Genomic DNA, 23,054 nt, shown 5'->3' with positions numbered 1-23,054 from the left:
GCCCCCGCAAAATCGGCCGCATCGTCCAAGCCGCACTCGTCCTCACCCACTACGAACACAGCCAACTCACCTAACCTCTTACTGAGATCACCTCAATGGAAATTGCGGACCAATCGGGGCAAGGCCATCAGCGCCGACGCCGCCGCGGTGGCTGTGGCCAGCACGAACGCGGACCGGGCCGAGGCCAGGTCGAGCAGCGTCCCGGCCAGCGCCGAACCGATCGCGTTGCCGACCCCGAACGAGGTGATCATCCAGGCGTGCGCCTCCGTCAGCGTCCCGTCCGGCGCCATCCGGGCGATGAGCTCGAACGCCGACGCCAGCACCGCGGGCAGTGCGCATCCGCTGAGGAAGGCCAGCGGGAACATCAGCGCGATGCCGGGCGTGAGCACCAGCGGCAGGTAGCCTGCGGCGAGCAACGCCAGCAGCACGAGCAGCCGGCGGTCTTCGCGGTGCGCCGCGCGCACGGCGGTGTACCCGATCCCGCCCGCCAGCGCTCCCGCCGCGTTCAGCGCGATCAGCCAGCCCGCGTGGGCGGAACTTCCCTCAGCCTCGGCGTATCCGGTGATGCCGACGGTGAAAACGCCGATCGTGGCCCCCACGCACACCAGCACCGCGAAGAGCCGGAGCACTCCCGCGCCGCGCAGCGGCCCGGCCCAGTGGCGTTCCACCCGCGTGCCGCGCCACGCCCGGGCCGGGCGGGCGGTCGCGAACCAGGCGGCACCGGAAAAGCCCAGCACCGCGGCGGAAACCAGACCCGCGGCGGGGCCCGCGGCGGCGAACGCGCCGAGCACCACCAGCGGGCCGGTGACGAAGATGAGCTCCTGGGTCGACGCGTCCAGGGAGAACGCGGCCCGGACGTTCCGCTCGCCGGCCACCACGTGCTCCCACAGCACCCGCAGGCACGGTTCGAGCTGCGGCGTCGCCGCGCCGGCGACGACGGCCGCGATCGCGCCGATCGCCGGGCTGCGCACCGGATCCGCGAAGGCCAGCACCAGGAGCGCGGCGGCCGACACCGACGCGCTCACCAACAGCGCCGGGGCCTGGCGCGTCCGGTCGATCAGCCGGCCCATCACCGGCCCGCACACCGCGGCGCTCGCCGCGTAGAGCGCGATCAGGAAGCCCGCCAAGCGGTAGTCGCCGCCGCCGTCGCGAACGGTGAACAGGATCGCCAGCGGCGTCATGCCGGTCGGCAGCCGACCGATCAGCGATGCCGACAGCAGGCGCGGAACATGACGAGAACGCAGCACCGCACCGACCGGAGTCCGGCCGCTGCTCAACGTCCGATCGGCGTTCACAGCGCACCACCGACCGGAATTCCGGGCACGCCGCACGACGAAGCCTCGACCGCCACGCCGCTGGAATCCGGCCCGCCGCTCTCCGGCAGAGGTACCCGCTTCAGCGACGCCCACCGTCCGGCCCTGCGGCCGCATCGGGTCGGTCCGGGCGAAGGCGGTGGAACCGCCCGGGAACGAATACGGTCACCGCGCTCGGCCAGATAGTTCATTCGACCACGTCGTCCTGTTCTCCAGTCACGATCTTCTTGATGTTCTCGTAGCTCGTCGTGCCCGCGTCGAGATAGGCCGAGTGTCCATTGGTCGGCTGGTTCTTGCCCTGGGCGTCGGTGGACAGTTCCGTCGCGCCGTCGAGCTCCCCGGTGCGGAAGAGGCTTCCCACGGCTTCGACGATGTCGTTGTTGAAGTCGGGCTTGCCGTGCAGGGAGACGGTCGCGTCCGCGCTGAGGGTGTAGACCGAGCCGGCGGGCACCTTGAGCTCCGACACGTGGTCCACGACGTGCCCGGGCCGCCGAACAGGACGGTGTCGTCCACGCCGGTCCCCTCGTTCTTCAGCGCCGCCTCCGTGGTCACGGCCCCGTAGGAGTGGCCGAGCGCGGTCAGGTGCGGGTCGTGGTCCCGGGAGGCGTTGATGCCCTGGAAGAAGCGGGCCAGGTCGGCGGCGCCGTCTTTCGCCTGGCCGTTGACGAGCGACTCCGGCATGTTCGGCGAGTCGTATCCGATCCAGGTCACGCCGGCCACCGACTTGCCCTCGTCGTGCAGCCGGGTCATCTCGCCCTGCTTGAGCTCCAGGGTGCCGCCGACCGTCGAGTTCATCCCGGGGACCTGCACCGCGACGTGATCGGCCGTGTCCACGTTTCCCGTGGCGACGGCGGCCTTCGGCCACTCCTCCGACATGTCCAGCAGCAGGAGCTGCCGGTCGCCCTGCGCGAGTTGCTTGTCGATCGCGTGGAGCGCCGCCATCTTCTTCTCCGCGTCGGTGTAGACCCACGGAGTGGAGAACTCGTCGGTGAGGGTGCCGTCGAGCTCCTCCTGCACCGAGGCGCGGAGTGCTGTGAGCCTGGCCCGGTTCGCCTGGTCGCGGAACGCGGCGGGCACTCCGTCGAGGTTCCCGATCCAGGCCGGGTGGTTCTTGAGCACGGCCTTCTTGTCCGCCTCCGACAGCGATTCCCACCACGCGGCGTTCGCGCCGGGCTTGCCGTTGGGCGGTGGCGTGATCGGCAGGTCGCCCGCCTTCGCTCCGGCCTCCGCGGCCTGCATCAGCGTGCCGGCGGGCCGCAACTCGTCGCCTCGGGCGATGCCGAGCACTTTCGCGAGTCCCGCATCGATGATGCCACCGCGCCGCACCAGCTCCCGGACCCGTTCGACCAGTTCCAGCTGCACGGCCCGGCGTTCCGCCTTGACCGCGTCGAGTTCGCCGGCCGGCACGTTCCGCGGCGGATCGGTGTCCTCGACGGCCCCGCTGTCGGCGATGGTGAATCCGTTGGCCCCGGCCAGGTTCTCCGCCTCCACCAGGGATTTCCGCAGCGCCTCGACGGAATCCGCGGCGTCCGCGACCGCCGTCCGGACCGCAGCGACTTCGGCGGTCAGCCGCCGCGCAGAGGCGGCGATCCTGGCGTGAGCGGGAGCCGCCGCGGCCGCGGCCGCCCCTCGCCAGCTCGCCGGCGGCTTGCAGCCGGTGACCTCGTCGTCGAGCGCGATCAACGCGTCGCGGTGCTTGAGCAGCGTCTGCACCGCTTCGTCCAGCGCGCCGGGTTCCCACTTCCGGATGGTGCCGATCGTGATGCTCATCGGAGACCTCCGAAGGCCGAAAGCCGGATCGCGGTGAACTCCTCCGCGACGCTGTTGTCGCCCTTCAGGTATTGGGCGGCGCACGCGTCCAGGTTCTGCCCGTAGTCGCCGACCGCCCGCGCCCACTGCTCGATCTCGGCATTCCAGTCCCCCGCCAGCGCCGCGGCCACCGAGGACGCTGCTGCTCCGGGCAGTGCGCGAGCGATCTGCTCCGGCCCCGTCCGCAACGCGACTCCTCGCGCCTGCTCCGCTGCCGAGTTCGCCTGCCCGGGCGCTTTCCGCAGCTCGTCCGGGTGGATCGTGAACGACATCGCCTGCACCTCCGTCACTTTCGTGGTGGTCGTGCAGGTGGGACGGCGGTGCCGGGTGGTGCCGATCCGTCCGCGTGCGGCCATGTCCGCCGCCGGACAGGCACCGCCTCACAGCCGGTCGAGCTCGGAACCGTCGAGCCAGCCGAGCTTGGCCGCGCGGAAGGCGAGCTGGATGCGGCCGGACACCCCGGCGACCTCGTACAGGTCCGCGATCATCCGGCGCACCGTGCGGGTGGAAACGCTGGAGCGGCGCGCGACCGCCTCGTCCTTGCTGCCGTTGACGACCATCACCAGCAGCTGGTGCTGTGCGGTCGTCAGCGGCCCGATGGCGGGCTCGGGCCCGGCCTCGCCGAGCGGCGCGGCCGCCCGCCAGCACCGGCCGAACAGGTCGGCGGCGGCGGCCACCGCGCCGGGAGTCCGCACCAGCATGCTCCCGCGGTCGTGGTCGGCGATGTCGAGGGCGGTCACCACGTACTCGTGGTCGACGGTGATCGTCCAGACCGGCAGCGTCGGGCTCATCCGGACCTCCACGCCGGCCTGCTGCATCCGCCGCGCGCCTTCGACCAGCGGCGTCAGGTAGTTGATGCTGTCCAGCATGATCACCCGCAGCCGGACGCCGCGTTCGGCCAGCGACACCGCCAGCTGCACGACCGGGCGGTAGTCCGTCGGATCCGGCACGCCGGGAGCCGGCCCGGATGCCGCCAGCACCAGCACGTCCTCGCGCGCGGTCGCCGCGATGCGCTCCAGGCAGCTGAAGGCCGCGGCGGGCCCGCGGCTGAGCTCGACCTCGGGCGAGCCCACGGCGATTCCCCGCGGCTGCAGTGCCGAAAGTTCCTCCACCGTCGCCGCGGCCAGCTCGACGCGTTGCTCCTCGGCGCGCAGCGCCACCCGGGCGCGGGCGAGCAGCGGCCCGAAGGCGATGCTGGGGTGAACCGGGCGGATCGAGCCGGTGCCGTCGTCGTACTCCTCCACCAGCCCGCTCGCCCGGAGCTCGGCGAGCGCGGTGGCCACCTCGTCGGGCGCCAGGCCGAGCCGGGATCCGGCAACTCCGGGCTCGGCAGCGGACCCGGTCAGCAGCAGCCGGTAGACCTGCTCTCCCGGCTCGCTGATGCCCAGGCCCTGCAGCATAAGAATCCCCAGCTGTCGCCCCGCCCCAGAACAAGATCGGGATCATACCGGCAGGCCCGAATCCCCTCGGGGACACCGCCGTTCACCCGTTTGAATGTACTATGTCACCTGTCATAAATTACCGAACGGAAGTTTCTTCGGCGTGCGGGAGGCGCTCGGCATGACCAACGGCCCATCCACCGCGGGCGCCGGGACGGTGGCCGCGTGAGCCCGCGCAGGAGCGACAGCCGCGAGCGGATGCTCACCAGCACCGAGGCGCTGTTGCGGGAGCACGGGGCCACCGCCACCACCATCGACCGGGTCCTCGCGCACAGCGGCGCCCCTCGCGGCTCGGTCTACCACCACTTCCCCGGCGGGCGGACGCAGCTCATCGACGAAGCGGTGACGCTCGCCGGCGAGTCGATCACCGGCTTGATCGAGACCGCCGCGCAGGCCGGCGATCCCGTGGTGGTGATCGACGCCTTCTTCGCGCTGTGGCGCGACCGGATCGTGGCCAGCGACTTCCGGGCCGGCTGCCCGATCGTGGCGGTGGCCGTGGAGACCAACGACGACGCGCCGCAGCTCGCGAGCTCGGCGGGCGCCGTCTTCGCCCGCTGGCAGGAGGCGCTGACTGCCTTGTTCCGCCGGCACGGCCTGCCCGAAGAACGCGGGAAGCGGCTGGCCGCCTTCGTCATCGCCGCCGCCGAAGGCGCGATGGTCATGTGCAAGGCGGAGAGAAGCGCCGCGCCGCTGGAAGCGGCCGCGGTCGAGATCCACGAACTGCTGGCCCGCACCCTGCAGGAGACCACCGGCCGGTCCCGAGGAACGGCCTGATCATCAGCAACGGCAAGGAGCTTCCCGTGTCCACCGCAGACCTCGCCACCATGTCCGGCCTCGAACTGATGCGCTGGGTGCAGTCCGAGCGCACCGACGACATCCCGTCCATCGGCCGGCTGCTCGGCATGCGGTTCGACGAGGTGGAACACGGCCGGATCGTCATCTCGCTGGAAACCCGCCCGGACTTCGCCAACCCGCTGGGCACCGTCCACGGCGGCATCGCGGCGACCCTGCTCGACTCGGCGATGGCCTGCGCGGTGCACACCACGCTCCCGGCCGGCGTCGGCTACACCACCCTCGAACTCAAGGTGAACTACATCCGCGCCGCGCGCACCGACGGACGCACCCTCACCGCCGAGGGCAACGTCATCCACGCCGGCCGCAGCACGGCGACGGCCGAGGGAAAAGTGCTTGACGAGCACGGGAAGCTGATGGCGCACGCCACGACGACCTGCCTGATCCTCCAGCCCGCCGGCTGACCGCCCGGATCGCACGAGTCCGGTGTGGATTCCGCGACCGATCCCCGGACGGAAGGTGAACTGTTCGTGCTCGATTTCGCCGTCCGCGCAGGACGATCCTGACGCTCCGCCACCGGAGTCCGAAGAGGACTCCGCGAAATCCGCCACCAGCGCGGCGAGTGGCGTCCTCGCCTTGACCGCTCTCCCGGCCACCGGCTCCGCGTGTGGGTATTTCTGACTACACCGCAAGGATTCCGGGCGGCCGAATGGTCCAGATCACCACCGCCGGGCGTGACCGAGCGTCGGAATCGTCGGTGGCAGGTGGTATATCTGAACCGAGCGAGGCCGCCGGGGCTGCGAAGCAGCCCAGCGCATCGGCTTTCCCTCCCGCCAACGGAGACTCGGCCGCGGTCGGGCTTCCGCGCTCGCTCCGATCGCAACCTCCGGCACGGTCCCGCCGCCACCACGCGGCCCGAACCCGCGCCCCACCAGCGGGCGCACCGCGAAAGGAAGTTCCGCCATGCCCACCACCGCACCCGAGCCCGGGAACCCGGCGGAGCAGGTACCCGCGCGCCCGTTCCAGGTGGACCTGCGCGGCGTGGTGGACCTGCTCAGCAGGCACATCTACACCAGCCCGCAGGTGTTCCTGCGGGAGCTGCTGCAGAACGGGCGCGACGCGATCGAGGCCCGCCGACGGCTGGACCCGGCGGCCCCCGAGGGGCGGATGCGGATCACGCCCGCCGCCGCGGGCCGGCCCGACTTCACCTTCACCGACAACGGGATCGGGCTGACCGCGGCCGAGGCCACCGACCTGCTCGCCACCGTGGGCCGCTCCTCGAAGCGCGACGAGGTGCTGAACCTGCGCCGGGAGGACTACCTGGGCCAGTTCGGCATCGGCCTGCTCTCCTGCTTTATGGTGTCCGACCACATCACCGTGCTCAGCCGGTCCGCGCGCGGCGGCCGCGCCATCGAATGGGTCGGGCGCGCGGAGGGCACCTTCCACGTCCGCGAGCTGCCCGAGGACCAGACCGACGCGCTGCCGGTCGGCACCACGGTGCGCCTGACCCCGCGCCCGGACGAGGCCGAGATGCTCGCTGCGGCCCGGGTTCGCGCCCTGGCCACCAGGTTCGGCCAGTACCTGCCGCACCCGGTGGAGGTCGCCGCGCCGGACGGCACCCGGGACACCATCACCCGCGCGCCGGTGTTCCTGGACCCGCACGCCCACCCCGAGCAGGTGCTGGAGCTCGGCACCGAGATCGTCGGCGCGAAACCGCTCGCCGCGTTCCCCTTCGAGGCGCCCGGCACGGGTACCCGGGGCGTGGCGTTCGTGCTGCCGTACGCGCCGCCGCCCGGCGGGAACCAGGCGAACCGCGTGTACCTGGGCCGGATGCTGCTGAGCGAGCGGGTGGACGACCTCCTGCCAGACTGGGGTTTCTTCGTGCGGTGCGTGCTGGACACGACCGACCTGAAGCCGACGGCGTCCCGGGAATCGTTCGTGGGCGGCGACGACCTGGAGCACACCCGCACGGAACTGGGCGCCCAGCTGCGCCGGTGGCTGCTCGGCACGGCCCGCACCGACCCGCATCTGTTCGGCCAGGTGATGGGCGTGCACCAGCAGGGCATGAAGGCGCTGGCCGTGCATGACGCCGAACTGGCCCGGATCCTGTTCTCCTGGCTCACGGTCGAGACCAGCGCGGGCACCATGAAGGTCACCGACTACGCCGCCCTCCACCCTCGGGTGCGCTACACCGAGACCGTCGACGAGTTCCGCCAGATCGCGGCCGTGATCCCGGCGGACGCGCCCATCGTGAACGCCGGGTACGCCTTCGACGCCGACCTGCTGCGGCAGCTGGTGGAGCTCACCCCGGGCCTGGCGCTGGAACGGGTCAGCGTCACCGCCGAACTGGACAACCTCAACCCACCGCCGCTGGCGGACCGGGAATCCGTTGTCGCGCTGGAGGATCGCGCCACCGCGGTGCTCGCGGACTCCGGCGCGGAGGCGGCGGTGCGCATGTTCTCGCCGGTGGACCTGCCCGCGCTGTACGTGGCGGATCCGGAGGTGCTGCGGCACATCGAGCGCTCCAAGGCCACCGACGTCGCCCCCACCCTGTGGGCCGGTCTGGTCTCCGACGCGGACGCGTTCATGGCCAAGCACGCGGCGGTGCGGGGCGCGGACGCGACGGCCCGGCTGTGCCTGAACTGGTCCAACCCGCTGGTCCGGCAGCTCGCGGACGTCCGCGACGAGGCGGTGTTCTCCCGCTCGGTGCAACTGGTCTACCTGCAGGCGATGCTCGCCGGCCACCGCCCGCTGTCCGCCCGCGATCGCCGTCTGCTCACGACGACGATGACCGATCTCGTCCACCTGTCCATCGGATTCGAAAGCGACCTGGCATGAGCAGCCCTGTGTCAACCTCAGTCCTCCTCAACCGCACCCCAGGGGACCGTGACGCAAACCAGCCACGAGAAACCACGCAACGGGAGATCGGGCTGAACGCAACCACCACTGTGAATCGCGGAGAGGCGGACCAGTCATGAGCGACGCCGCCAAGACCATCACCGACCTGCTCGACGAGGCCGACCGGACGCCGTACGGCGCGCCGGAGCGCGCGCTGCTCGACCAGGCCATCTCGCTGTCCGAGGAGGCCGGGCACGAGGAACTCGCCTATGCGGCGCGGATGCGCCTGGTGACCTCGGCGAAGATGACCGGCGACACCGACGGCATGCTCGCCGCCTTCGCCTGGTGCCTGGGCAAGTTCGACTCGGACCCGGTCCGGTTCCCCTCGGAGCTCACCGGCGCCGCCGATTCCTGGGACCTGCTCTGGTACTTCAAGTGGATGGCCTCCACCGTGACCGGCAGCCTGCAGTTCTCCTCGGCGCAGCTGGACGCCGTGCTCGCCGACATGGACCGCCGCTACACCGAGGCCGGCGTCGGCCGCTCCGGCGTGGTGCAGTCGCTGTTCTCCTCGTCCGTGGAGACGGGGCGGCTGGAGGACGCCGAGCGGTTCCGCCTGGAACTGGAAGCCCTGCCCAGGGACGAATACTCGCACTGCGAGGCCTGCGCGCGCAGCGAGTTCGCGGACTACCAGCAGACCATCGGCGACGACGCGGCCGCCGTGGCGCTGTTCGACGAGATCCAGGAGCAGCAGCTCAGCTGCGGCGAGGAGCCGGAGGGCAACGAGGCCGATTCGCTGCTGCCGCTGCTGAGGCTCGGCCGCGGCGAGGACGCCGCCGCCGCGCACATGCGCGGCTACCGGGCCGCGCGCGGCAACCCGGACAACATCGCGATGATCGCCCGGCACTGGGTCTTCTGCGCGGTCACGGGCAACGAGGCACGCGGATTGGCGCTGCTGGAGCGGCACATCCGCGACCTGGTGGTGGACCCGATGAACGACCGGCAGAAGTTCGCCGGGTCGTGCGCCGCGGCCGTGCTGCTGGACGCGGTCACCCGGGCCGGCCAGGGTTCGACGCCGGTGCGGCACTCCGACGACCCGGCGCTGGCGCCGCTGCTGGGCGACCACGCCGGCCCGTGGACGGCGGCGGACCTGGCCGCGACGTTCTGGGCGGCGGCCGACCGGCTGGCGGCGGCGTTCGACGCCCGCAACGGCAACGACTTCCACACCCGGCAGGTGGCCCTGTCCCGGGCGCTCGCAGACGAGCGCTACGACGTGCCGCTGGAGTCGAGCACCTACACGCCGGTCGTGGCGGCCGAGGTCACCACGACCGAGCCGGCCACGGCCGAGGACTGGCTGCGGCGGGCCGGTGAGCGCGCCGCGACCGGAGATCACGACGGGGTCATGGACGCCGTCGAGCGCGCTCTCACCGCAGGTGGGCGGGCGGTCGCCGCCGACGCCTACCGCGTCGCGGTGCAGGCCCTGGTCGCGAGGGATCAGCACGAGCAGGCCGCGAACGCGCTCGCCGATCGCGGAAAGGCGCTGCGCGAGCTCGGCCGGGATGACTACGCCGACGTCGAGGACCAGATCGGCCTCGCCCTGTACGGCACCGCGACAGCGGCCGACCTGCCGGCGTTCGACGCCGCGATCGAGGACGCCCGCGCCTGCGCCGGCCGGGACGTCCTGGCCGATCTGCTCGCGACCCGGGCGGACGTGCTCGGCATCGAAGAGCGGGTCGACGAAGCCCTGCGCGACGCGCAGGAAGCGGCGGACCTGCTCGTGCCGGTGGCGGAGCCGACCATCGCAGAGCGGCAGCTGCGCAACCACGCCGTGCTGCACCGCTCGTTCCTGCTGATGATGTCGCAGCGGTTCGAGGAGGCCGTCGGCTCCATCGACGACCTGCTCCGGGACGCCGGGATCGGCAGGCAGACCCGCCAGGTCGGGTTGCGGATGAAGGCGCAGGCGCTGGCCACCCGGGGCCTGCTCGACGAGGCCCTGCAGGCGGCCGAGGAGGCGCTGTCCCTGCAGGTGGCCATCGGCGGTGCCCGGCTGGTGCTCAACGCCGCCGGCCTGAGCGCGCAACTGCTTTCGGACCTGGGCCGCGACGCCGAGGCCGCGGCCCGCATGCGGTTCGCGCTGCGGCAGGCCGAATCCGCCGGGATCACCGGCGCCTTCGCCGAGAAGTTCCGGCTCGGGCAGTACCTGACCTGGTCGGACCAGGCCGACGAGGCGATCGAGGTGATCGACGAGGTCTACCGCGGCGAGTCCGAGTCCGGGGCGCCGCCGGTCGCGCTCGGCGAGACCATGCTGGGCCTGGGCGTCGCGGCCCGGCGCGGCGACCAGCCAGGCGTCGCCTACGGCGCGTTCCAGCGGGGGCTCGGGCACGCCGTCGAGGCCGAGCACCTGCCGCTGCAGGTGGGCCTGGCGACGCAGCTGGCGCGGATGCTGGTGCAGTTCCGCGACGACGAGGCCATCGAGGTGATCGACGCCGTGCTGGAGCGGGCGCGCGCAGCCGGGGACGTTCAGTCGGCGCTGCAGATGCTCAACGAGCGCGGGCTGGCCAAGGCGAACCTGGGCGACGAGTCGGCCATCGCGGACTTAGACGCGGTGATCGCCGAGGCGAACGCTGCGGGCGAGGCGTGGCTCGCGGCCGACGCCACCGACTCCAAGGCGCGCGAGCTCGCCGGTGCGGAGCGCCACGACGAGGCGGTCCAGTGCGCCCTGGCGGCGGCGGACGGGTACGCCGCGAGCGGCGACGCGAACGCGGGCGCGAACAGCGAGTTCCTGGCCGCTCAGATCCTGCGCGGCCAGCGCCGCGCGGACGAGTCGCTCGCCTGCTACACCTCGGCCATCGAGCGGGCCGAAGCGCCCGCACTGGTCGAGCGCCTGACCGAACAGCGGGCGGAATACCTCGCGGAACTGGGCCGGAGCGAGTGATCCACCGGTGCCGGGGCGGGCGGCCGTCCCGGCACCACCTCTGTCCACAATGAACGATTGCGGGCCGGAACCGGCCTGCGCCGAACGCGGTCCTGCCCAGCCCGTGAGGCCACCGCCTAGAGGATTGGGTTCATGAGGATCATCTCGTCGATGATGCTGCTGCCCGGCGTCGTGCTGACGGTGCTCTACATCAAGGCAGGCTCGACCGCGACGGCCGCCGGCGATGACGTGGTGTTCGCCTGGCTGAACGCATGGATGGCCGGGCCGATCTTGCTGCTGTTCGCGGTGCCGATGTTGTTCAGCAATGCCCCGATCGGCGTCGACCGGAAGTTCCGGGGGCGCTCCCATCGGCCGGCGACCGTCGAGAGCGTGCGCCGCACCGGCCTGACCGTCGACGACGGCATCCGGCTGTACGACAACCCGGGCGGCGCGCCGATCCGGCTCCACGGGCCGGCGAAGGCGACCCGGCATCGACCATCGACGTGCGAGCCCACCCCACCGCAGCGACGGAGTAGCGGCCGGGTGGGCTCGCCCCGAAGGCGCCCGACGCCAGGCAGGCTGGCGGTTTCGCGCGAAACCGCCAGCAACGCACCGCGAGGGCTCGATCGCGCTCACCACTGGCCCTGAGCGCGGAACCTCGGTGTGCGCCAGCGGTGTTCCAAGAGGAAGCGGAGGTCGTACTCCCGGGGAACGGTCGCGAACTTGCCCGGCTCCGGCACCGCGGGCGCGCGCGGGAGACCGACCACTTCGTCGGGCTACTCGACATTTTGTCGCGGGCGAAGGCGGCTGGGTATGCTCGGGGCCCGCTACCGCACCCCAGGAACCATGACGGCACCACCACCGAACCTCCCCCAGCTGCTCACCGACGCCAAGCGCTGGTTCGACGACGCGCTGCTGAGCAGCATGCAGGCGGCGGGCGAACGCCCGGTGACCGTCGCCCAGGCCGCGGTCTTCGCGAACCTGGACGCGGGCGGGACCTCGATCTCCGAGCTCGCCCGCCGGATCGGCACCACCCGCCAGTCCGTCCACCAGGCGGTGCACGGGCTGATCGGCATGGGCCTGCTGAAGCAGGTCCCCGACCCGACGTCGGCGCGCAGCCGCCTGGTCCGCACCACCCCGGCGGGGGCCCGCGCCCACGAGCGCGCGCTGCGAATGATCGCGACCATCGAAGGCGTCCTGGCCGAACGGATCGGCGCCGACGCGGTCGAAGCGCTGCGCGACGGTCTCGACTGCGACTGGGGCGATCCACCACTGGTCCAGGACCGCTGAGCCGCTGGGCGGTTCTCGTCAGGCCCTTCGGGGGGTAGACCACCGCTTTGATCTCCGCTTGCCGGGCCATCGCCGCCGGCGATGCCGATGCTTCCGCGATCGCCAGGTCGGTCGCCCACGGCCGAGATGAGTCCACTGTGTACTGTTGCGCTCCGGTCAGGATCAGCTCGGCGACGGGCATGGGCGATCTCCTCGCGGGCGTCGAAACCCGGTCAGCTGCGACCTAAGCGAGGACGGCGACGCGAGTCACCCGCCATAGGTGGGCGATCTGCTCTCGTGAGCGCTGACGCCGGTTCTTACCGGAACCGGCACTCACGACGAACGCCCGCACCTGCGCAGGTGCGGGCGTTCGTCGGACCGGATCAGAGGTTCTTCTGGATCAGCTCGACGTACCGGTCGATCATGTGGTCGCGGATCCCGTCGGCGGCGGGCGCGAACGCGTCGCCGGTGAACCCCTTGACCTTGTCGGTCAACCCGGCGGTGAAGGTGATCTTCTCGTGCAGCTTCCCGCGGCTGTCGAAGTACCGGACGTCCTCGACGTGGTGGAACACCGGCTCCGGCGGGAGCTGCGGGACGACGTCGTTGTTGTTGACGAACCGGAACACCCGCTCGGCGAGCGCCTGGTTGTACGGAGTGGCCAGCAGGCGATCGCAGGTGCGCGGCTGCCCGAAGGTGTAAACACCGTCCGGGAGCAGCTGCGGGTCTTCGAAGAAGATCCGGGCGGAGGCGAGCATGGCCAGCGCGCCACCCAGGCTGTGCCCGGTGAACCACAGGCTCTGGTCGTTGTCCCGGATCCGCTGCACCGCGCCCCGCACCTGCGGGTAGATCGAGTCCAGCGCGCGGCTGAAGCCCAGGTGCACCAGCCCCTTGCCGGCGGGACCGGGCTCGGCCAGCGTGTCGGTGTCGGTCAGCCAGTCCTTGATCTTCTTGGGCTCGGTGCCCCGGAAGGCGACGACGACCATCCTGTCGCTGCCCGCCGCGAAGGCCTGCGTGTCCTCGATGGGGAACGACCCGTCGAGTTCCGCGTGGAAGTACTCGCACCGGTCGAAGCCCCACTCCCGCGTGGTCTCCCGGATCGTCGCCTCGTCGTCGTAGGCGAGCTTCGCCGCCTTGGCCAGCCAGTACGCGTGCTGCAGCCGGTAGCCGGTCACCGCGTGGTCGAATTCGAGCACCGTCATCGTTGGCCTCCATGAGAAGTCGCAGGTCTCGCCGGGTCGGCGCCGGGGCGCCAAGCGCGACTATGGCAAGGGATGGCGGGCTCATGTGCCTGGTCACTGGAAGGGATGGCCCCTGTGGCCCGGTTCAGCGACACGTCCGGAAAAGCCCGAAAGTACGACGCGTTCGAGGCCCGGGCTTGCACTCAATCCGGGTTGAGCCAGCATGCTGCCTCCGCCGCCCAACCGGCCCGAAGATGTGCCGGTGGCATCGGTTCTTCCAGCAGGAGAAGGGAAAACATGCACGCGCAGTCTTCGCCGCCGAAGGTCGCCGCGCCCGCTGTGGTGCTCACGGTGGCCTGCGCCGGCTCGTTCGTGGTCGTCCTCGACGCCACGATCGTGTCCGTCGCGCTGCCCGCCATTCGCGCGGAACTGGCGTTCGGTCCGGCCGCGCTGTCCTGGGTGGTCAACGCCTACACGCTGGTCTTCGCCGGATTCCTGCTGCTCGGCGGGCGGTTGGCGGATCTCTTCGGGCAGCGCGCGATGTTCGTGCTGGGCATGGGCCTGTTCACGGCCGCCCGGCTGGCCGGCGAGCTGGCCGGGTCGGCCGAGCAACTGCTCGTCGCGCGGGCGGCGCAGGGCCTCGGCGGGGCGCTGCTGATGCCGGTGACGCTGTCCCTGCTGACGACGACCTTCACCGAGCCCGGCAGGCGGGCCCGCGCGCTGGGCACCTGGAGCGCCGTGGGCGCGGTCGGGGCCGCGTCGGGCCCGGTCATCGGCGGCGTGCTGACGCAGTGGGCCGGGTGGCGGTGGGTGTTCTTCGTCAGCGTCCCGGTCGGCGTGCTGGCCGTCGCGGCCGCCGTCGCGGTGCTGCAGGGCCGGTCGGCCACCGGAGCCCGAACCCGGCTCGACGTGATCGGCGCGGTGCTGGCGACGGCGGGCTTGGGAGCGCTGGTGTACGCGATGATGCGGCCCTCCGTCCAGGATGCCCTGCCGCCGCTGTTCGGCGGACTCGCACTGCTCGGGATTTTCCTGCTGCACCAGGCGAAGTGGGCGACGGATCCGCTGCTGCCGCTGGAGGTGTTCCGGCTGCATTCGGTCAGCAGCGGGAACCTGGTGATGTTCTTGCTGGGCCTGGGATTCTTCGCCAGTCCCGTGCTGCTGTCGCTGTACTTGCAGGACGTGCACGGCTATTCGCCGCTGCAAGCAGGCTTGGCCTACCTGCCGATCGGATTCGCGATGTTCTGCGGCGCGCAAACCGCCGGAGCACTATCGGTGTGGCTGGGCGTCCGCCGTGCGGCCGTGCTGTGCTGCCTGCTCGGCGGCGCCGGTTTCGCCGGGGTGGCGGCGCTGATCGGCGTGCACGCCTCATATCTCTCGTCGGTGCTGCTGCCGGGGATCCTGCTGGTGTTCGGGACCGCCGCCGCGTTCACCCCGATCACCATCTCCGCCACCGGCGGCGTGCCGCCCCGCCACAACGGCCTCGCGGCCGGGCTCCTCAACACCGTCTGGCAGACCAGCGGCGCGATCGGGCTGGCGGTGCTGACGGCCGCCATCGCGTGGGAACCGGGTGCGGAAGCGCTCGCGCACGGCTACGCGGTCGCGTTCACCGCCTCCGCCGCCTGCCTGGCGGTCGCGGCGGGCGTCGCGGCGCTGACCATGCCGCGCCGCTGATCACGGCAGGTCGACGGCGGCGCGGAACCCCGGGCACCGGTCGGGGCCGGACTCGTGCCGGCAGCCGAGCAGGTGGTCCAGGTACGCCCGCGCCGCTTCCAGCGCCGCCTGCTGCCGCTCGATCTCCGCGATCCGGGCGGGAACGGTGTCCTGCCAACCGGATTCCGCGTCGAGCATGGCCGCGATCTCGTCGATGCCCATCAGCCCGGTCGTGCGCCACAGCTTGATCAGCGCGATCCGGTAGAGCTGATCGGCGTCGTAGCAGCGCTGCCCGCCCCGCCGCTGCGGGCTGATCAGGCCGCGACGTTCCCAGTAGTGCAGCGTCGAGATAGCCAGCTCGAAGTGGTCGGCGACCACGCGGATCGGGGTCAGGGCGCTCACTGCGCCGATCCTATCCGGCACCGAACGAAACCCACCCCGGTCGCAAAGCCACACGTCGATGAGGTGTCGCATGCGCCGCAGGCGCATAGCCCACCTACGACACCTGCACCGCCGCGGGTTCTCAGAGGTTTCCTGGCGAGGACGGCCCCTCCGCCGTGTATCGGACATACATCAGGAGGGGCACCCACAGACCAGGAAGCCTCTGAGGTTCCGCCACCCGCACCGCCACGCAAAACGAGGTCGGAAAACCTCATTGAAACTGCGGACAACGAATGTCCACTTCGGACTACGGCTAGAACGGGGCTTCCCGGCCGAGCAGGTCCTTGAGCGCGTCGTCGATGAACGCGGTGTCCACCGGGTTGAGGCCGCCGCCGGCGAAGTGCCCCCAGGCACCGGGGATGACCCGCAGCTCCGCCCCGGGGATGCGGGCCTGCTCCCATTCGTTGTCCTCCGGCGGGAAGTACAGGTCCTGCTCGCCGGGCATGATGATCGTCGTCGCCCGGATGCCGGCGAGCGCGTCCTCGACACCGGCGTATCCGGGGGTGCCGCCGAGGTCGGCGTGCTGCCAGGTCCACAACATGGTCAGCAGGTTGTTCGCGTCCCGCTTGAGGAACAGGCCTTCCCAGAACCCGACCAGGAAGTCCTCCAGCGAGCCGTAGCCCAGCGGCTCCCGCAGGTAGATCTGCTCGCGGTAGAACTGCTGGCAGAAACCCCATCCCGCGTAGACCCGGGCCATCGCCCGCAGCCCGGTCACCGGCTGCTCCCGGTACCAGCCGTGGTGCCACTGCGCGTCCGCGGTGAGCGCGGCCTTGACGCCTTCGAGGAACACGAAGTTGTGCCGGCTGGTCTTCGCGGAGCCGCAGAACGGCAGGATGCGCCGCACCATCTCCGGGTAGCTCAGCGCCCACTGGTAGGTCTGGCCGGCGCCCATGGACCACCCGGTGACCAGCTCCAGCCGTTCGATGCCGAACCGCTCGGTCACCAGGCGGTGCTGGAGGCGGACGTTGTCGTGCATCGTCACCTCCGGGAACCGCGCCCGGTCGTGCGGTTCAGGGGTGTTGCTGGGCGATGACGACAGGCCGTTGCCCAGCATGTTCGGGATGATCACGAAGTACCGCGACGGGTCGAGGGCCATGCCTTCGCCGATGAGCCATTCGTTGTCGTAGTGCTGCCCCGAGTACCAGGTCGGGTAGACGATCGCGTTGTCCTTGGCGGCGTTGAGCTCGCCGTAGGTCTTGTACGCCAGCTTCGCGTCGCGCAGCGTGGCACCGCGCTGCAGCCGGACGTCGCCGAGGTCGAACACTTCGTAGTCCATCGCGGCCTCCTCGCCACCCAGGTGGGCCCCGCCGGGCGGTTCGAGCGGGCACGGAGGTCGTCCGGCGGGCTGCCCACCAATGTAAGGTCCGCTCGCCGGAGACGTCCGGCCACGCACGATCCGCGACCTCTGTGCATCCCCCAGAAGGGCGGCAGCGGCCGACGCGCCATCCGGCCTGCCACGCTGCCGCGCGAACTTCGCGAAGGATGCCGGTTCGTGACCGGAATCGACGAAGCCCTGCAGCTCTACCCGGAGCTGGCGGTCCTGCTCGGGCTGTCCCTGTGGTCCTTCTGGAGCCTGACCGGCGCGGCCGGGCGCCGGGAGTGGCTGTTCGGGGTGCTGAACTGGCCGGAGCACAGCGACGCGCTGTGGATCGCCGATCGCCACGAGGCCCTCGCGGTCCGGCTGCTCGTCGACTCGCCGGACCGGCGCGGTGGGGTCGTCTGGCGGCATTCGGGCACGTTGGCCGCCACCGTCGAGGCCCTGCGCAGCCTCCCGGCGCCCGGCGAGCCCGGCGCCCCGCACCGGGTCCTCCAGTCCGGGCCGTTCTGGCCGTCGCTCGACCTCCGCTGACCCCGCGCCGCGGTCATCGCACCCGCGGCCGCGCGGAGTCGAACGCCTGCCTGGCCCGGTCGCGGCGTTCCAGGTCGGCGAAGAACCGGACCATGCCGGCCTGCCCGCGCAGGCTGGCGGCCAGCTCGCGCCGGTCGCACTCCTCGGTCGGCCGGCCCGCGAGGACGTCCCGGGTGGCCCGGTCCAGCTCGTCCGCCAGCCGCTCCAGCAGGGCCGCCCGTTCGGCGTGGTCGTGGGTGATAGCGCAGCGCCGCAGCAGATCCCGCATGGGCACTGCGGTTGTCCGCGGATACATCGAGAAGGGCACGTCCGCTGCTGTCATGCGCTCTCTCCCTGATGTTCGGTGTCAGGCCGAGTACTACCGCATCAGCCATGCCCGGGCAGCGCGCCCGCAGCCCGCCACCGGTGCTCCGGAGGCACCCGCAGAACGCATTCCCCCAGCGTGCCAAGGTCCAGCCACCCGACCGAGCGGACTTTGCCCAACGGCACACGACGAACTCGGATCCCGGTGGGGACGTCTCCCGGAACCGCCGTGCGAGGGTTCCGCAGATCCAGCCGCGAGTGCCGGCGGAATCCGGGGAGCGGGCACGTCACGAATCACCGGGAGCGGGCGCCCGGACCGGGAGCGCGCGGAAGACGTGCTTCGGCACGGCATTCCTGGCGGGAGCCCTGCTGCTGTCGGACTGCTCGCTCTTCCAGACCGCCGACCGTGCCTGTCGACGACGCTAAGAACGCCGCCGCCGACCGGCACGGGTTCGCGAGCTGCGGCAGCGCCATCGACTGGCGGTACTGACCCTGCCGATCGCGCGCCCTGGGGTGCGTGCGATCGGAGGTCGATCACGATGAGGAACGGTCGGTGAATTACGGGGAAATTGGTCGGTAAGTGAGACCGGCCGCCGCCGCGGGCTCACTACGTTGACGATCTCGGTTCGTTGCTCGTGCCTGCGGAGGCGGTCGTGGACGGATTTCCCTGGGAGCTGGCGCTCGCGATCGTCGGTGCGCTGGTTCCCATCATGGCCTTCCTGTGGGAATTCGCGTTCGTCGGCCGCAAGCGGCTCGGCTACCGGGTGCAGATGGACACCACGCCCACCGATGTCAGCGCCCTCTACGCGGGCGCGTGGCGGCGGCTGGAGCGGGCCGACGGCGGGCGGTTGGTCGACCCGTCGTTCGTCTTGCTGCGCATCGAGAACACCGGCACCACCAACATCGCCGAGGGCGACTACGGCTTCCCCGAGGACACCTCCGTGGGCATCCGCGTCAGGTTCCCCGGCCGCCGGGTCGCCGGCGTCGTCGTCACCGAGCTCAGCGACCCGTCGCTGGCGACGTACTTCGACGCCAAGGCGCCGGGGCTGGGCATGTCGGACGTCGAGGAGGCCGACCGGACGGTCGGGCTCGTCGAGCTGCCCAAGGTCAAGCTGAACAGCTCCGCGCACTACAAGGTCCTGGTCGTCCTGGAACGCGCGGGGGACGACGACGGCGGGATCCCGGAACCCGAGGTCGTCGGCACCATCAGCGGAGGTGTGGGCAGCGGGAAGGTGCACGAGACCAAGAGCCAGACCGGCACGCCCCGCTGGGTGGTGGCGCTGGTGTGCTTCCTGCTGATGGTCAGCCTCGTCGAGCCGTTCATCATCGACCTCACCAAGAACGAGGCCCGGCTGGACTGCGCCGCCGGGGATCTCACCATCACGGGCTCCACGGCCTTCGAACCCGTGCTGCGGGAAGCCGCCGCCGAGTACGCGAAGTCCTGCCCGGGGGCCAACTTCAAGTGGGAGATGCGCAGCAGCGCCCAGGGCCTCGAGCTGCTCAACAGCACGCGATCGCCCGAGGTGCTGGCGTTCTCCGACGGTCCCAAGGGCGACCGGCTGCCGGAGCTGCTGCCGCAACCCGTGGCGTTCCTGCTGTTCACGATCGTCATCAACCCGGATGCCGGCGTCCAGGACCTCAAGCCGGAGCAGATCCGGGACGTCTTCAGCGGCCGGGTTGCGAATTGGCGGGCCGTGGGCGGCAACGACGTGCCGGTGCGCATCGTCGACCGGGAAGCCCTCTCGGGCACCCGCGCCACCTTGGAGGAGCGGCTCCTCGGCGGGGACGTGGAGCCCGGCGAGAACTCCGACGACTGCGTGGAGCCCAGGAACGAGAGGCTGCGCGGCAGCGTCCTCCGCTGCCGTCGCACCGAGACCCGCAGCCTGCTGGACACCGTGGCCAACACCCCCGGAGCCATCGGCTACAGCGAGCTCCGGGCCGCCGAGAACCGCCGAGCGGAGCTGCGCGAGGTCCGCATCGACGGCCACGAAGCCAGCCTGGAAGCGGCCGACCACGGCGCCTATCCGTTCTGGCAGACGGAATACGCCTACACCTTCGGCGAACCCGCGCCGACCTCCCTGGCCGCCAGCTTCCGGCGCTACCTGACGAACCAGGTGGGCAGCGACATCATCCGCTCCTACGGCAACCGCCCGTGCGCGGAACTGGCGAACCCGGTGCGGTGCCGCCCCGAGTGACCGCCCAGGTCAGCCCAACGACCAGTCCGCGTCACCGTCGCTGACGGACGCCGCACACGCATGAGCCTTCCCATCACGTCGGCCGGCAACGCGCGACCGCCGGTAGGTACTTCGCCGCCGACGCAGCAGGAACCGCCGATCAGGCCAAGACCGCACCACCGAACGAAAGTCACCTTCGCGGCGCAAGCGCCGCCGGAACTCCGAGAGCGAGCCCACCGATCGCAGGCCCTCGCCGATCTTGGTGCACCGATGCCGCCGATCGGGCGTTTCTCCCGCGGATTCACAACCATCGGATGACGCGGAAGCGAAGTGTGAAATGTGTTAAGTATTAATGAAATCACTTCGCGAAAGCGCGCCCCGGGGGGCCTATCGCGGAATTCCGCTCCTGGACCGAGCGTGTTCGCGATTTTCACAGGCGACGAAATTCACGCTTATCATCGCGATTTCGTGCTCATATGAGCAATTGCGGCGGACGGGGTACGAACTCTTGCTCCGTTCGCCCATGGTCCATTGTGGACCATCACACAGATGCCGCATTGCGTTCGCGCTTCCGGGATCGTCCAGGACTTCACCGAACCGCCCTGCCCGGCATCCGACGTGGGAATACCGGGCGGGCGATCCGCGCGAACCGAACTCGGAACATGGCTCCCGGCTACTACTGAACGGCCCACCTCGTCACCCCCGGATGGCCGATCAGCCGCACCCCGGAAACCACTCCTCCCGCCGAAACCGGAAAGGTTGCGGTGTTTTCCCGCATATCGATCTTCGTGGTTTTCCGCACAGTTTCGTGGTTTCCTGGCGGAACGGCGCTATGAGTTGATGGGCGAAGGGGCATGCTAGGGGAGCAGATGCCGAATAGCGATTACTGGGGCGGATCATCGAGGCGCGGCGCGGAGCACACCGCTGACGTTGAGCAGTTCCACGCACCGCCCTGCCTGCTGACCGGACGGCGGCGTGCCCGGCCGGGCGCAGCGCACGGTCGCGGTGACGTCCTCGTCGGCCGGGATCTCGATCGGCGTCACCCAGTGGTAGTCCTGGTTCCGGAAGGTCTCCAGCGCGATCGTGGTGATCGTCCGGTCGCCGAAGCGGATGGTGAGCAGGCCCTCGTCGCCCTGGTAGTTGGCCAACACGAGGTCGGTCACGAAGAAGACCTTGCCGTCCGGTACCTGCGCGGAACGCGAGAGGTTGGCGCCGGGGTTGGTGACCACCTCGATGGTCATCGAATGCTGCCCGCCGTTGCCCGGCGGAACTCCCGGAACGTCCGGCGGCGGGGGCGGGGGCGGCGGTTGCTGCCCGGCGTCCGGGGGCTTGGGCGGTTCGGCGGGTGGCGGCGGCACGAGTTCGCCGTTCTGCGCCATCTGCTTCGCCTCCTCCCTGGCGGCCTCCCGCGCCGCGCTCAGCAGCGCCGGGCCCACCATGAAGAGCCAGGCCAGCAGCAGGGCCAGCAACAGCGCCAGCAGGGCGAGCAGCCACCGGGGCAGCAGCGGGAGCTGGACCAGCTCGCCGTCCAGCTCCTCCGGCTGCGGCGGCTCCCCCTCCAGCACCTCCGCTTCGGTGGCGGCCGTGATCAGGAACCGGTGGCTGGTCGGCTTGCCGAACCAGATGAGTCCGCTCGACCGCGCGCGCAGCCGGACCTCGGTCCGCTCACCGGGTTCGAGCGCGGGGCGGCCCGACTCGAACCGGAAGTTCAGCTGCTCGGCCGGATCGGTCGCCGACAGCGGTATCGCCGCGGGCGTGTTGCCCCGGTTGTGCAGTTCCACCTCGTACCGGCCGGTCCGCCAGGCGCGGCGCCGCTGCGGGACGAGCGCGGCCTTGAGCCGGTGGAACGGGGTGATGATCACCGTCGTCTCGGGCACGGTCACCAGGTCGGGCCGCTCCACGGGCACGACCCGCACGGCCAGCGGCACCTCGCCGGCCCGCACCTCCGGCGACCGGGGCGGGCGCAGGTGCAGGGTCACCACGTCCTGGGTTCCCGGGTAGAGCGACAGCCGGGTCGGTTCCACCGTCGTCCAGGCGGCGCATTCGCCGACCACCTCGAACTCGTACGCCTCGACGATCTCGGTGTCGTTGCGCACGGTGAGGGTCGTGGTCGCCTCCCCGCCCGGATTCACCACCACCGTGGCGCTTTCAAGTTCGGCAAAAGGGCTCACCTCCGAAAAGCTAGGCGGCCCGAGCGGTTTCGAGCAGGGCGGTGAGGGCAGCGCGGGGGCAAGGCGGCTGCCCGCGGCAACGGCGCCGCGCTGCCCTCGCGAGCGGCGATCCCGCGCCGCAGGCCTGAGATCCGGCACCACCCGAAGTTCGCCCGGCGGCGGGCATCGAGCAGGTCTCACCGAGAACACGCAGCGACAGGACCCGGTTCTAGGGAGAGGACACGATGACGAGAGTCCCGGTGGCGGTCTACGCAGGGGATCCCATTCTGGAGTTCGGCGTCACCCAGCAGTTGCGCCCGCGCCCCGAGGTGGAAGTGCTGAAACCGAGCGAAGAAGCCCGGGCCGAGGTGTCGCTGGTCGTGATCGACCGGCTGGACGACGCGGCCGGGCAGCTGCTCCGCCGGCTGCAGCGGACGTCGTCGGTGCGCACCGGCCTCATCGTCAGCGAGTTCGAGCAGGACGCGCTGCAAACCACCATCGAATGCGGGGTGGCGGCCGTCCTGCGCCGCCGCGAAGCGGACCAGGACCGCATGGTCGGGCTGATCACGGCGCTGGTCCGCGGCGAGGGCATGCTGCCCGGCGACATGCTCGGCCGGCTGCTCGACCACGTCGGGAAGCTCCAGCGCAGCGCCGCCGCCGCGGTCCGGCCGATCCTGTCGACGCTGAACACGCGCGAAGTGGAAGTTCTCCGCCTGATCGCCGACGGCTTCGACACCAGGGAGATCGCCGTCAAGATGTCCTACTCCGAGCGCACCGTGAAGAACATCCTCCAGGAGGTCACCACGCGCCTGCAGCTGCGCAACCGGGCGCACGCCGTCGGCTACGTCATGCGGCACGGCCTGATCTGACCCGCCGCCCGCCGGGCGTTGCCCGAAAGTGCCGGAGCCCTGCCCGCTCGCCTGCCTGTCGGGATCTGG

General features: G+C 71.1%; 19 protein-coding genes. 10 read left to right on the top strand and 9 right to left on the bottom strand.

Annotation, left to right across the window (positions count from 1 at the left end):
• Positions 1 to 92: 92 nt before the first annotated feature.
• The 4 genes from AC07FN_RS17975 to AC07FN_RS17960 form a co-directional block, all read right to left on the bottom strand.
• On the bottom strand, positions 93 to 1,295 hold the full coding sequence (locus AC07FN_RS17975; RefSeq protein ID WP_478396628.1) for an MFS transporter: 1,203 nt from the start codon (positions 1,293 to 1,295) through the stop codon (positions 93 to 95).
• A 234-nt stretch (positions 1,296 to 1,529) separates the two neighbouring features.
• Positions 1,530 to 3,083 carry an alpha/beta hydrolase gene (locus AC07FN_RS17970; RefSeq protein ID WP_478396627.1) on the bottom strand — a complete coding sequence of 518 codons (1,554 nt, stop codon included), beginning with the start codon at positions 3,081 to 3,083 and terminating at the stop codon, positions 1,530 to 1,532.
• On the bottom strand, positions 3,080 to 3,394 hold the full coding sequence (locus AC07FN_RS17965; RefSeq protein WP_478396626.1) for a hypothetical protein: 315 nt from the start codon (positions 3,392 to 3,394) through the stop codon (positions 3,080 to 3,082). Before AC07FN_RS17965 ends, AC07FN_RS17970 begins: the two co-directional genes overlap by 4 nt.
• Before the next feature lie 108 nt (positions 3,395 to 3,502).
• Positions 3,503 to 4,522, bottom strand: coding sequence for a DNA-binding response regulator (locus AC07FN_RS17960; RefSeq protein ID WP_478396625.1), 1,020 nt, complete (start codon positions 4,520 to 4,522; stop codon positions 3,503 to 3,505).
• Positions 4,523 to 4,726: 204 nt separating this feature from the next.
• Between AC07FN_RS17960 and AC07FN_RS17955 the strand changes: the two genes are divergently transcribed.
• The 6 genes from AC07FN_RS17955 to AC07FN_RS17930 all read left to right on the top strand — a co-directional run bounded on the left by AC07FN_RS17955 (position 4,727) and on the right by AC07FN_RS17930 (position 12,392).
• Complete coding sequence (locus tag AC07FN_RS17955) at positions 4,727 to 5,335, top strand: TetR/AcrR family transcriptional regulator (protein ID WP_478396624.1); 609 nt, start codon at positions 4,727 to 4,729, stop codon at positions 5,333 to 5,335.
• Positions 5,336 to 5,361: 26 nt separating this feature from the next.
• Positions 5,362 to 5,817, top strand: a complete 456-nt coding sequence (locus AC07FN_RS17950; RefSeq protein WP_132483948.1) for a PaaI family thioesterase — start codon at positions 5,362 to 5,364, stop codon at positions 5,815 to 5,817.
• Between the two features lie 499 nt (positions 5,818 to 6,316).
• Positions 6,317 to 8,191 (top strand): HSP90 family protein, encoded by a 1,875-nt coding sequence (locus AC07FN_RS17945; RefSeq protein ID WP_478396623.1) that lies wholly within the window; start codon positions 6,317 to 6,319, stop codon positions 8,189 to 8,191.
• 136 nt (positions 8,192 to 8,327) lie between these two features.
• Positions 8,328 to 11,123, top strand: a complete 2,796-nt coding sequence (locus tag AC07FN_RS17940; protein ID WP_478396622.1) for a hypothetical protein — start codon at positions 8,328 to 8,330, stop codon at positions 11,121 to 11,123.
• A gap of 132 nt (positions 11,124 to 11,255) precedes the next feature.
• Complete coding sequence (locus AC07FN_RS17935; RefSeq protein WP_478396621.1) at positions 11,256 to 11,750, top strand: hypothetical protein; 495 nt, start codon at positions 11,256 to 11,258, stop codon at positions 11,748 to 11,750.
• 198 nt (positions 11,751 to 11,948) lie between these two features.
• Positions 11,949 to 12,392, top strand: a complete 444-nt coding sequence (locus tag AC07FN_RS17930) for a MarR family winged helix-turn-helix transcriptional regulator (RefSeq protein ID WP_478396620.1) — start codon at positions 11,949 to 11,951, stop codon at positions 12,390 to 12,392.
• A gap of 362 nt (positions 12,393 to 12,754) precedes the next feature.
• Here the strand turns inward: AC07FN_RS17930 and AC07FN_RS17925 are convergent, their stop codons facing one another.
• Entirely contained in the window at positions 12,755 to 13,570 is an 816-nt protein-coding gene (locus tag AC07FN_RS17925) for a lipase family protein (RefSeq protein ID WP_478396619.1), read from the bottom strand.
• A gap of 276 nt (positions 13,571 to 13,846) precedes the next feature.
• Between AC07FN_RS17925 and AC07FN_RS17920 the strand changes: the two genes are divergently transcribed.
• Positions 13,847 to 15,220 (top strand): DHA2 family efflux MFS transporter permease subunit, encoded by a 1,374-nt coding sequence (locus tag AC07FN_RS17920; protein ID WP_478396618.1) that lies wholly within the window; start codon positions 13,847 to 13,849, stop codon positions 15,218 to 15,220.
• Here AC07FN_RS17920 and AC07FN_RS17915 read toward each other — a convergent pair whose 3' ends face one another.
• Complete coding sequence (locus AC07FN_RS17915; protein WP_478396617.1) at positions 15,221 to 15,601, bottom strand: MerR family transcriptional regulator; 381 nt, start codon at positions 15,599 to 15,601, stop codon at positions 15,221 to 15,223.
• Between the two features lie 292 nt (positions 15,602 to 15,893).
• A complete protein-coding gene (locus tag AC07FN_RS17910; protein WP_478396616.1) occupies positions 15,894 to 16,916 on the bottom strand; it encodes an alpha/beta fold hydrolase in 1,023 nt (340 codons plus the stop codon).
• Positions 16,917 to 17,132: 216 nt separating this feature from the next.
• Here AC07FN_RS17910 and AC07FN_RS17905 point away from each other — a divergent pair, with 216 nt between their 5' ends.
• The gene (locus AC07FN_RS17905) at positions 17,133 to 17,489 is read left to right on the top strand and encodes a hypothetical protein (RefSeq protein ID WP_478396615.1); all 357 of its coding nucleotides are present in this window, start codon (positions 17,133 to 17,135) and stop codon (positions 17,487 to 17,489) included.
• 13 nt (positions 17,490 to 17,502) lie between these two features.
• Here AC07FN_RS17905 and AC07FN_RS17900 read toward each other — a convergent pair whose 3' ends face one another.
• Positions 17,503 to 17,811 (bottom strand): hypothetical protein, encoded by a 309-nt coding sequence (locus AC07FN_RS17900; RefSeq protein WP_452618360.1) that lies wholly within the window; start codon positions 17,809 to 17,811, stop codon positions 17,503 to 17,505.
• A 634-nt stretch (positions 17,812 to 18,445) separates the two neighbouring features.
• Between AC07FN_RS17900 and AC07FN_RS17895 the strand changes: the two genes are divergently transcribed.
• Complete coding sequence (locus AC07FN_RS17895) at positions 18,446 to 19,987, top strand: substrate-binding domain-containing protein (protein WP_478396614.1); 1,542 nt, start codon at positions 18,446 to 18,448, stop codon at positions 19,985 to 19,987.
• An 875-nt stretch (positions 19,988 to 20,862) separates the two neighbouring features.
• On the opposite strand, the gene AC07FN_RS17890 is transcribed toward AC07FN_RS17895, so the two are convergent.
• Positions 20,863 to 22,137, bottom strand: a complete 1,275-nt coding sequence (locus tag AC07FN_RS17890; protein WP_478396613.1) for a COG1470 family protein — start codon at positions 22,135 to 22,137, stop codon at positions 20,863 to 20,865.
• A 224-nt stretch (positions 22,138 to 22,361) separates the two neighbouring features.
• Here AC07FN_RS17890 and AC07FN_RS17885 point away from each other — a divergent pair, with 224 nt between their 5' ends.
• Complete coding sequence (locus tag AC07FN_RS17885; RefSeq protein WP_358566234.1) at positions 22,362 to 22,985, top strand: helix-turn-helix transcriptional regulator; 624 nt, start codon at positions 22,362 to 22,364, stop codon at positions 22,983 to 22,985.
• The last annotated feature ends 69 nt before the right edge of the window (positions 22,986 to 23,054 follow it).

It is taken from the genome of Saccharopolyspora sp. NPDC045941, assembly GCF_056431445.1.
The sequence above is the reverse complement of the archived record's forward strand: the minus strand, read 5'-3'. Positions and strand labels throughout refer to the sequence as shown.

What these genes read in the sequence shown, in the direction of transcription:
- AC07FN_RS17970 (WP_478396627.1), bottom strand. Translation starts at nt 3,083, where the DNA reads ATGAGCATCACGATCGGCACCATCCGGAAGTGGGAACCCGGCGCGCTG.
- AC07FN_RS17965 (WP_478396626.1), bottom strand. Translation starts at nt 3,394, where the DNA reads ATGTCGTTCACGATCCACCCGGACGAGCTGCGGAAAGCGCCCGGGCAG.
- AC07FN_RS17960 (WP_478396625.1), bottom strand. Translation starts at nt 4,522, where the DNA reads ATGCTGCAGGGCCTGGGCATCAGCGAGCCGGGAGAGCAGGTCTACCGG.
- AC07FN_RS17945 (WP_478396623.1), top strand. Translation starts at nt 6,317, where the DNA reads ATGCCCACCACCGCACCCGAGCCCGGGAACCCGGCGGAGCAGGTACCC.
- AC07FN_RS17940 (WP_478396622.1), top strand. Translation starts at nt 8,328, where the DNA reads ATGAGCGACGCCGCCAAGACCATCACCGACCTGCTCGACGAGGCCGAC.
- AC07FN_RS17935 (WP_478396621.1), top strand. Translation starts at nt 11,256, where the DNA reads ATGAGGATCATCTCGTCGATGATGCTGCTGCCCGGCGTCGTGCTGACG.
- AC07FN_RS17930 (WP_478396620.1), top strand. Translation starts at nt 11,949, where the DNA reads ATGACGGCACCACCACCGAACCTCCCCCAGCTGCTCACCGACGCCAAG.
- AC07FN_RS17925 (WP_478396619.1), bottom strand. Translation starts at nt 13,570, where the DNA reads ATGACGGTGCTCGAATTCGACCACGCGGTGACCGGCTACCGGCTGCAG.
- AC07FN_RS17920 (WP_478396618.1), top strand. Translation starts at nt 13,847, where the DNA reads ATGCACGCGCAGTCTTCGCCGCCGAAGGTCGCCGCGCCCGCTGTGGTG.
- AC07FN_RS17910 (WP_478396616.1), bottom strand. Translation starts at nt 16,916, where the DNA reads ATGGACTACGAAGTGTTCGACCTCGGCGACGTCCGGCTGCAGCGCGGT.
- AC07FN_RS17900 (WP_452618360.1), bottom strand. Translation starts at nt 17,811, where the DNA reads ATGACAGCAGCGGACGTGCCCTTCTCGATGTATCCGCGGACAACCGCA.
- AC07FN_RS17885 (WP_358566234.1), top strand. Translation starts at nt 22,362, where the DNA reads ATGACGAGAGTCCCGGTGGCGGTCTACGCAGGGGATCCCATTCTGGAG.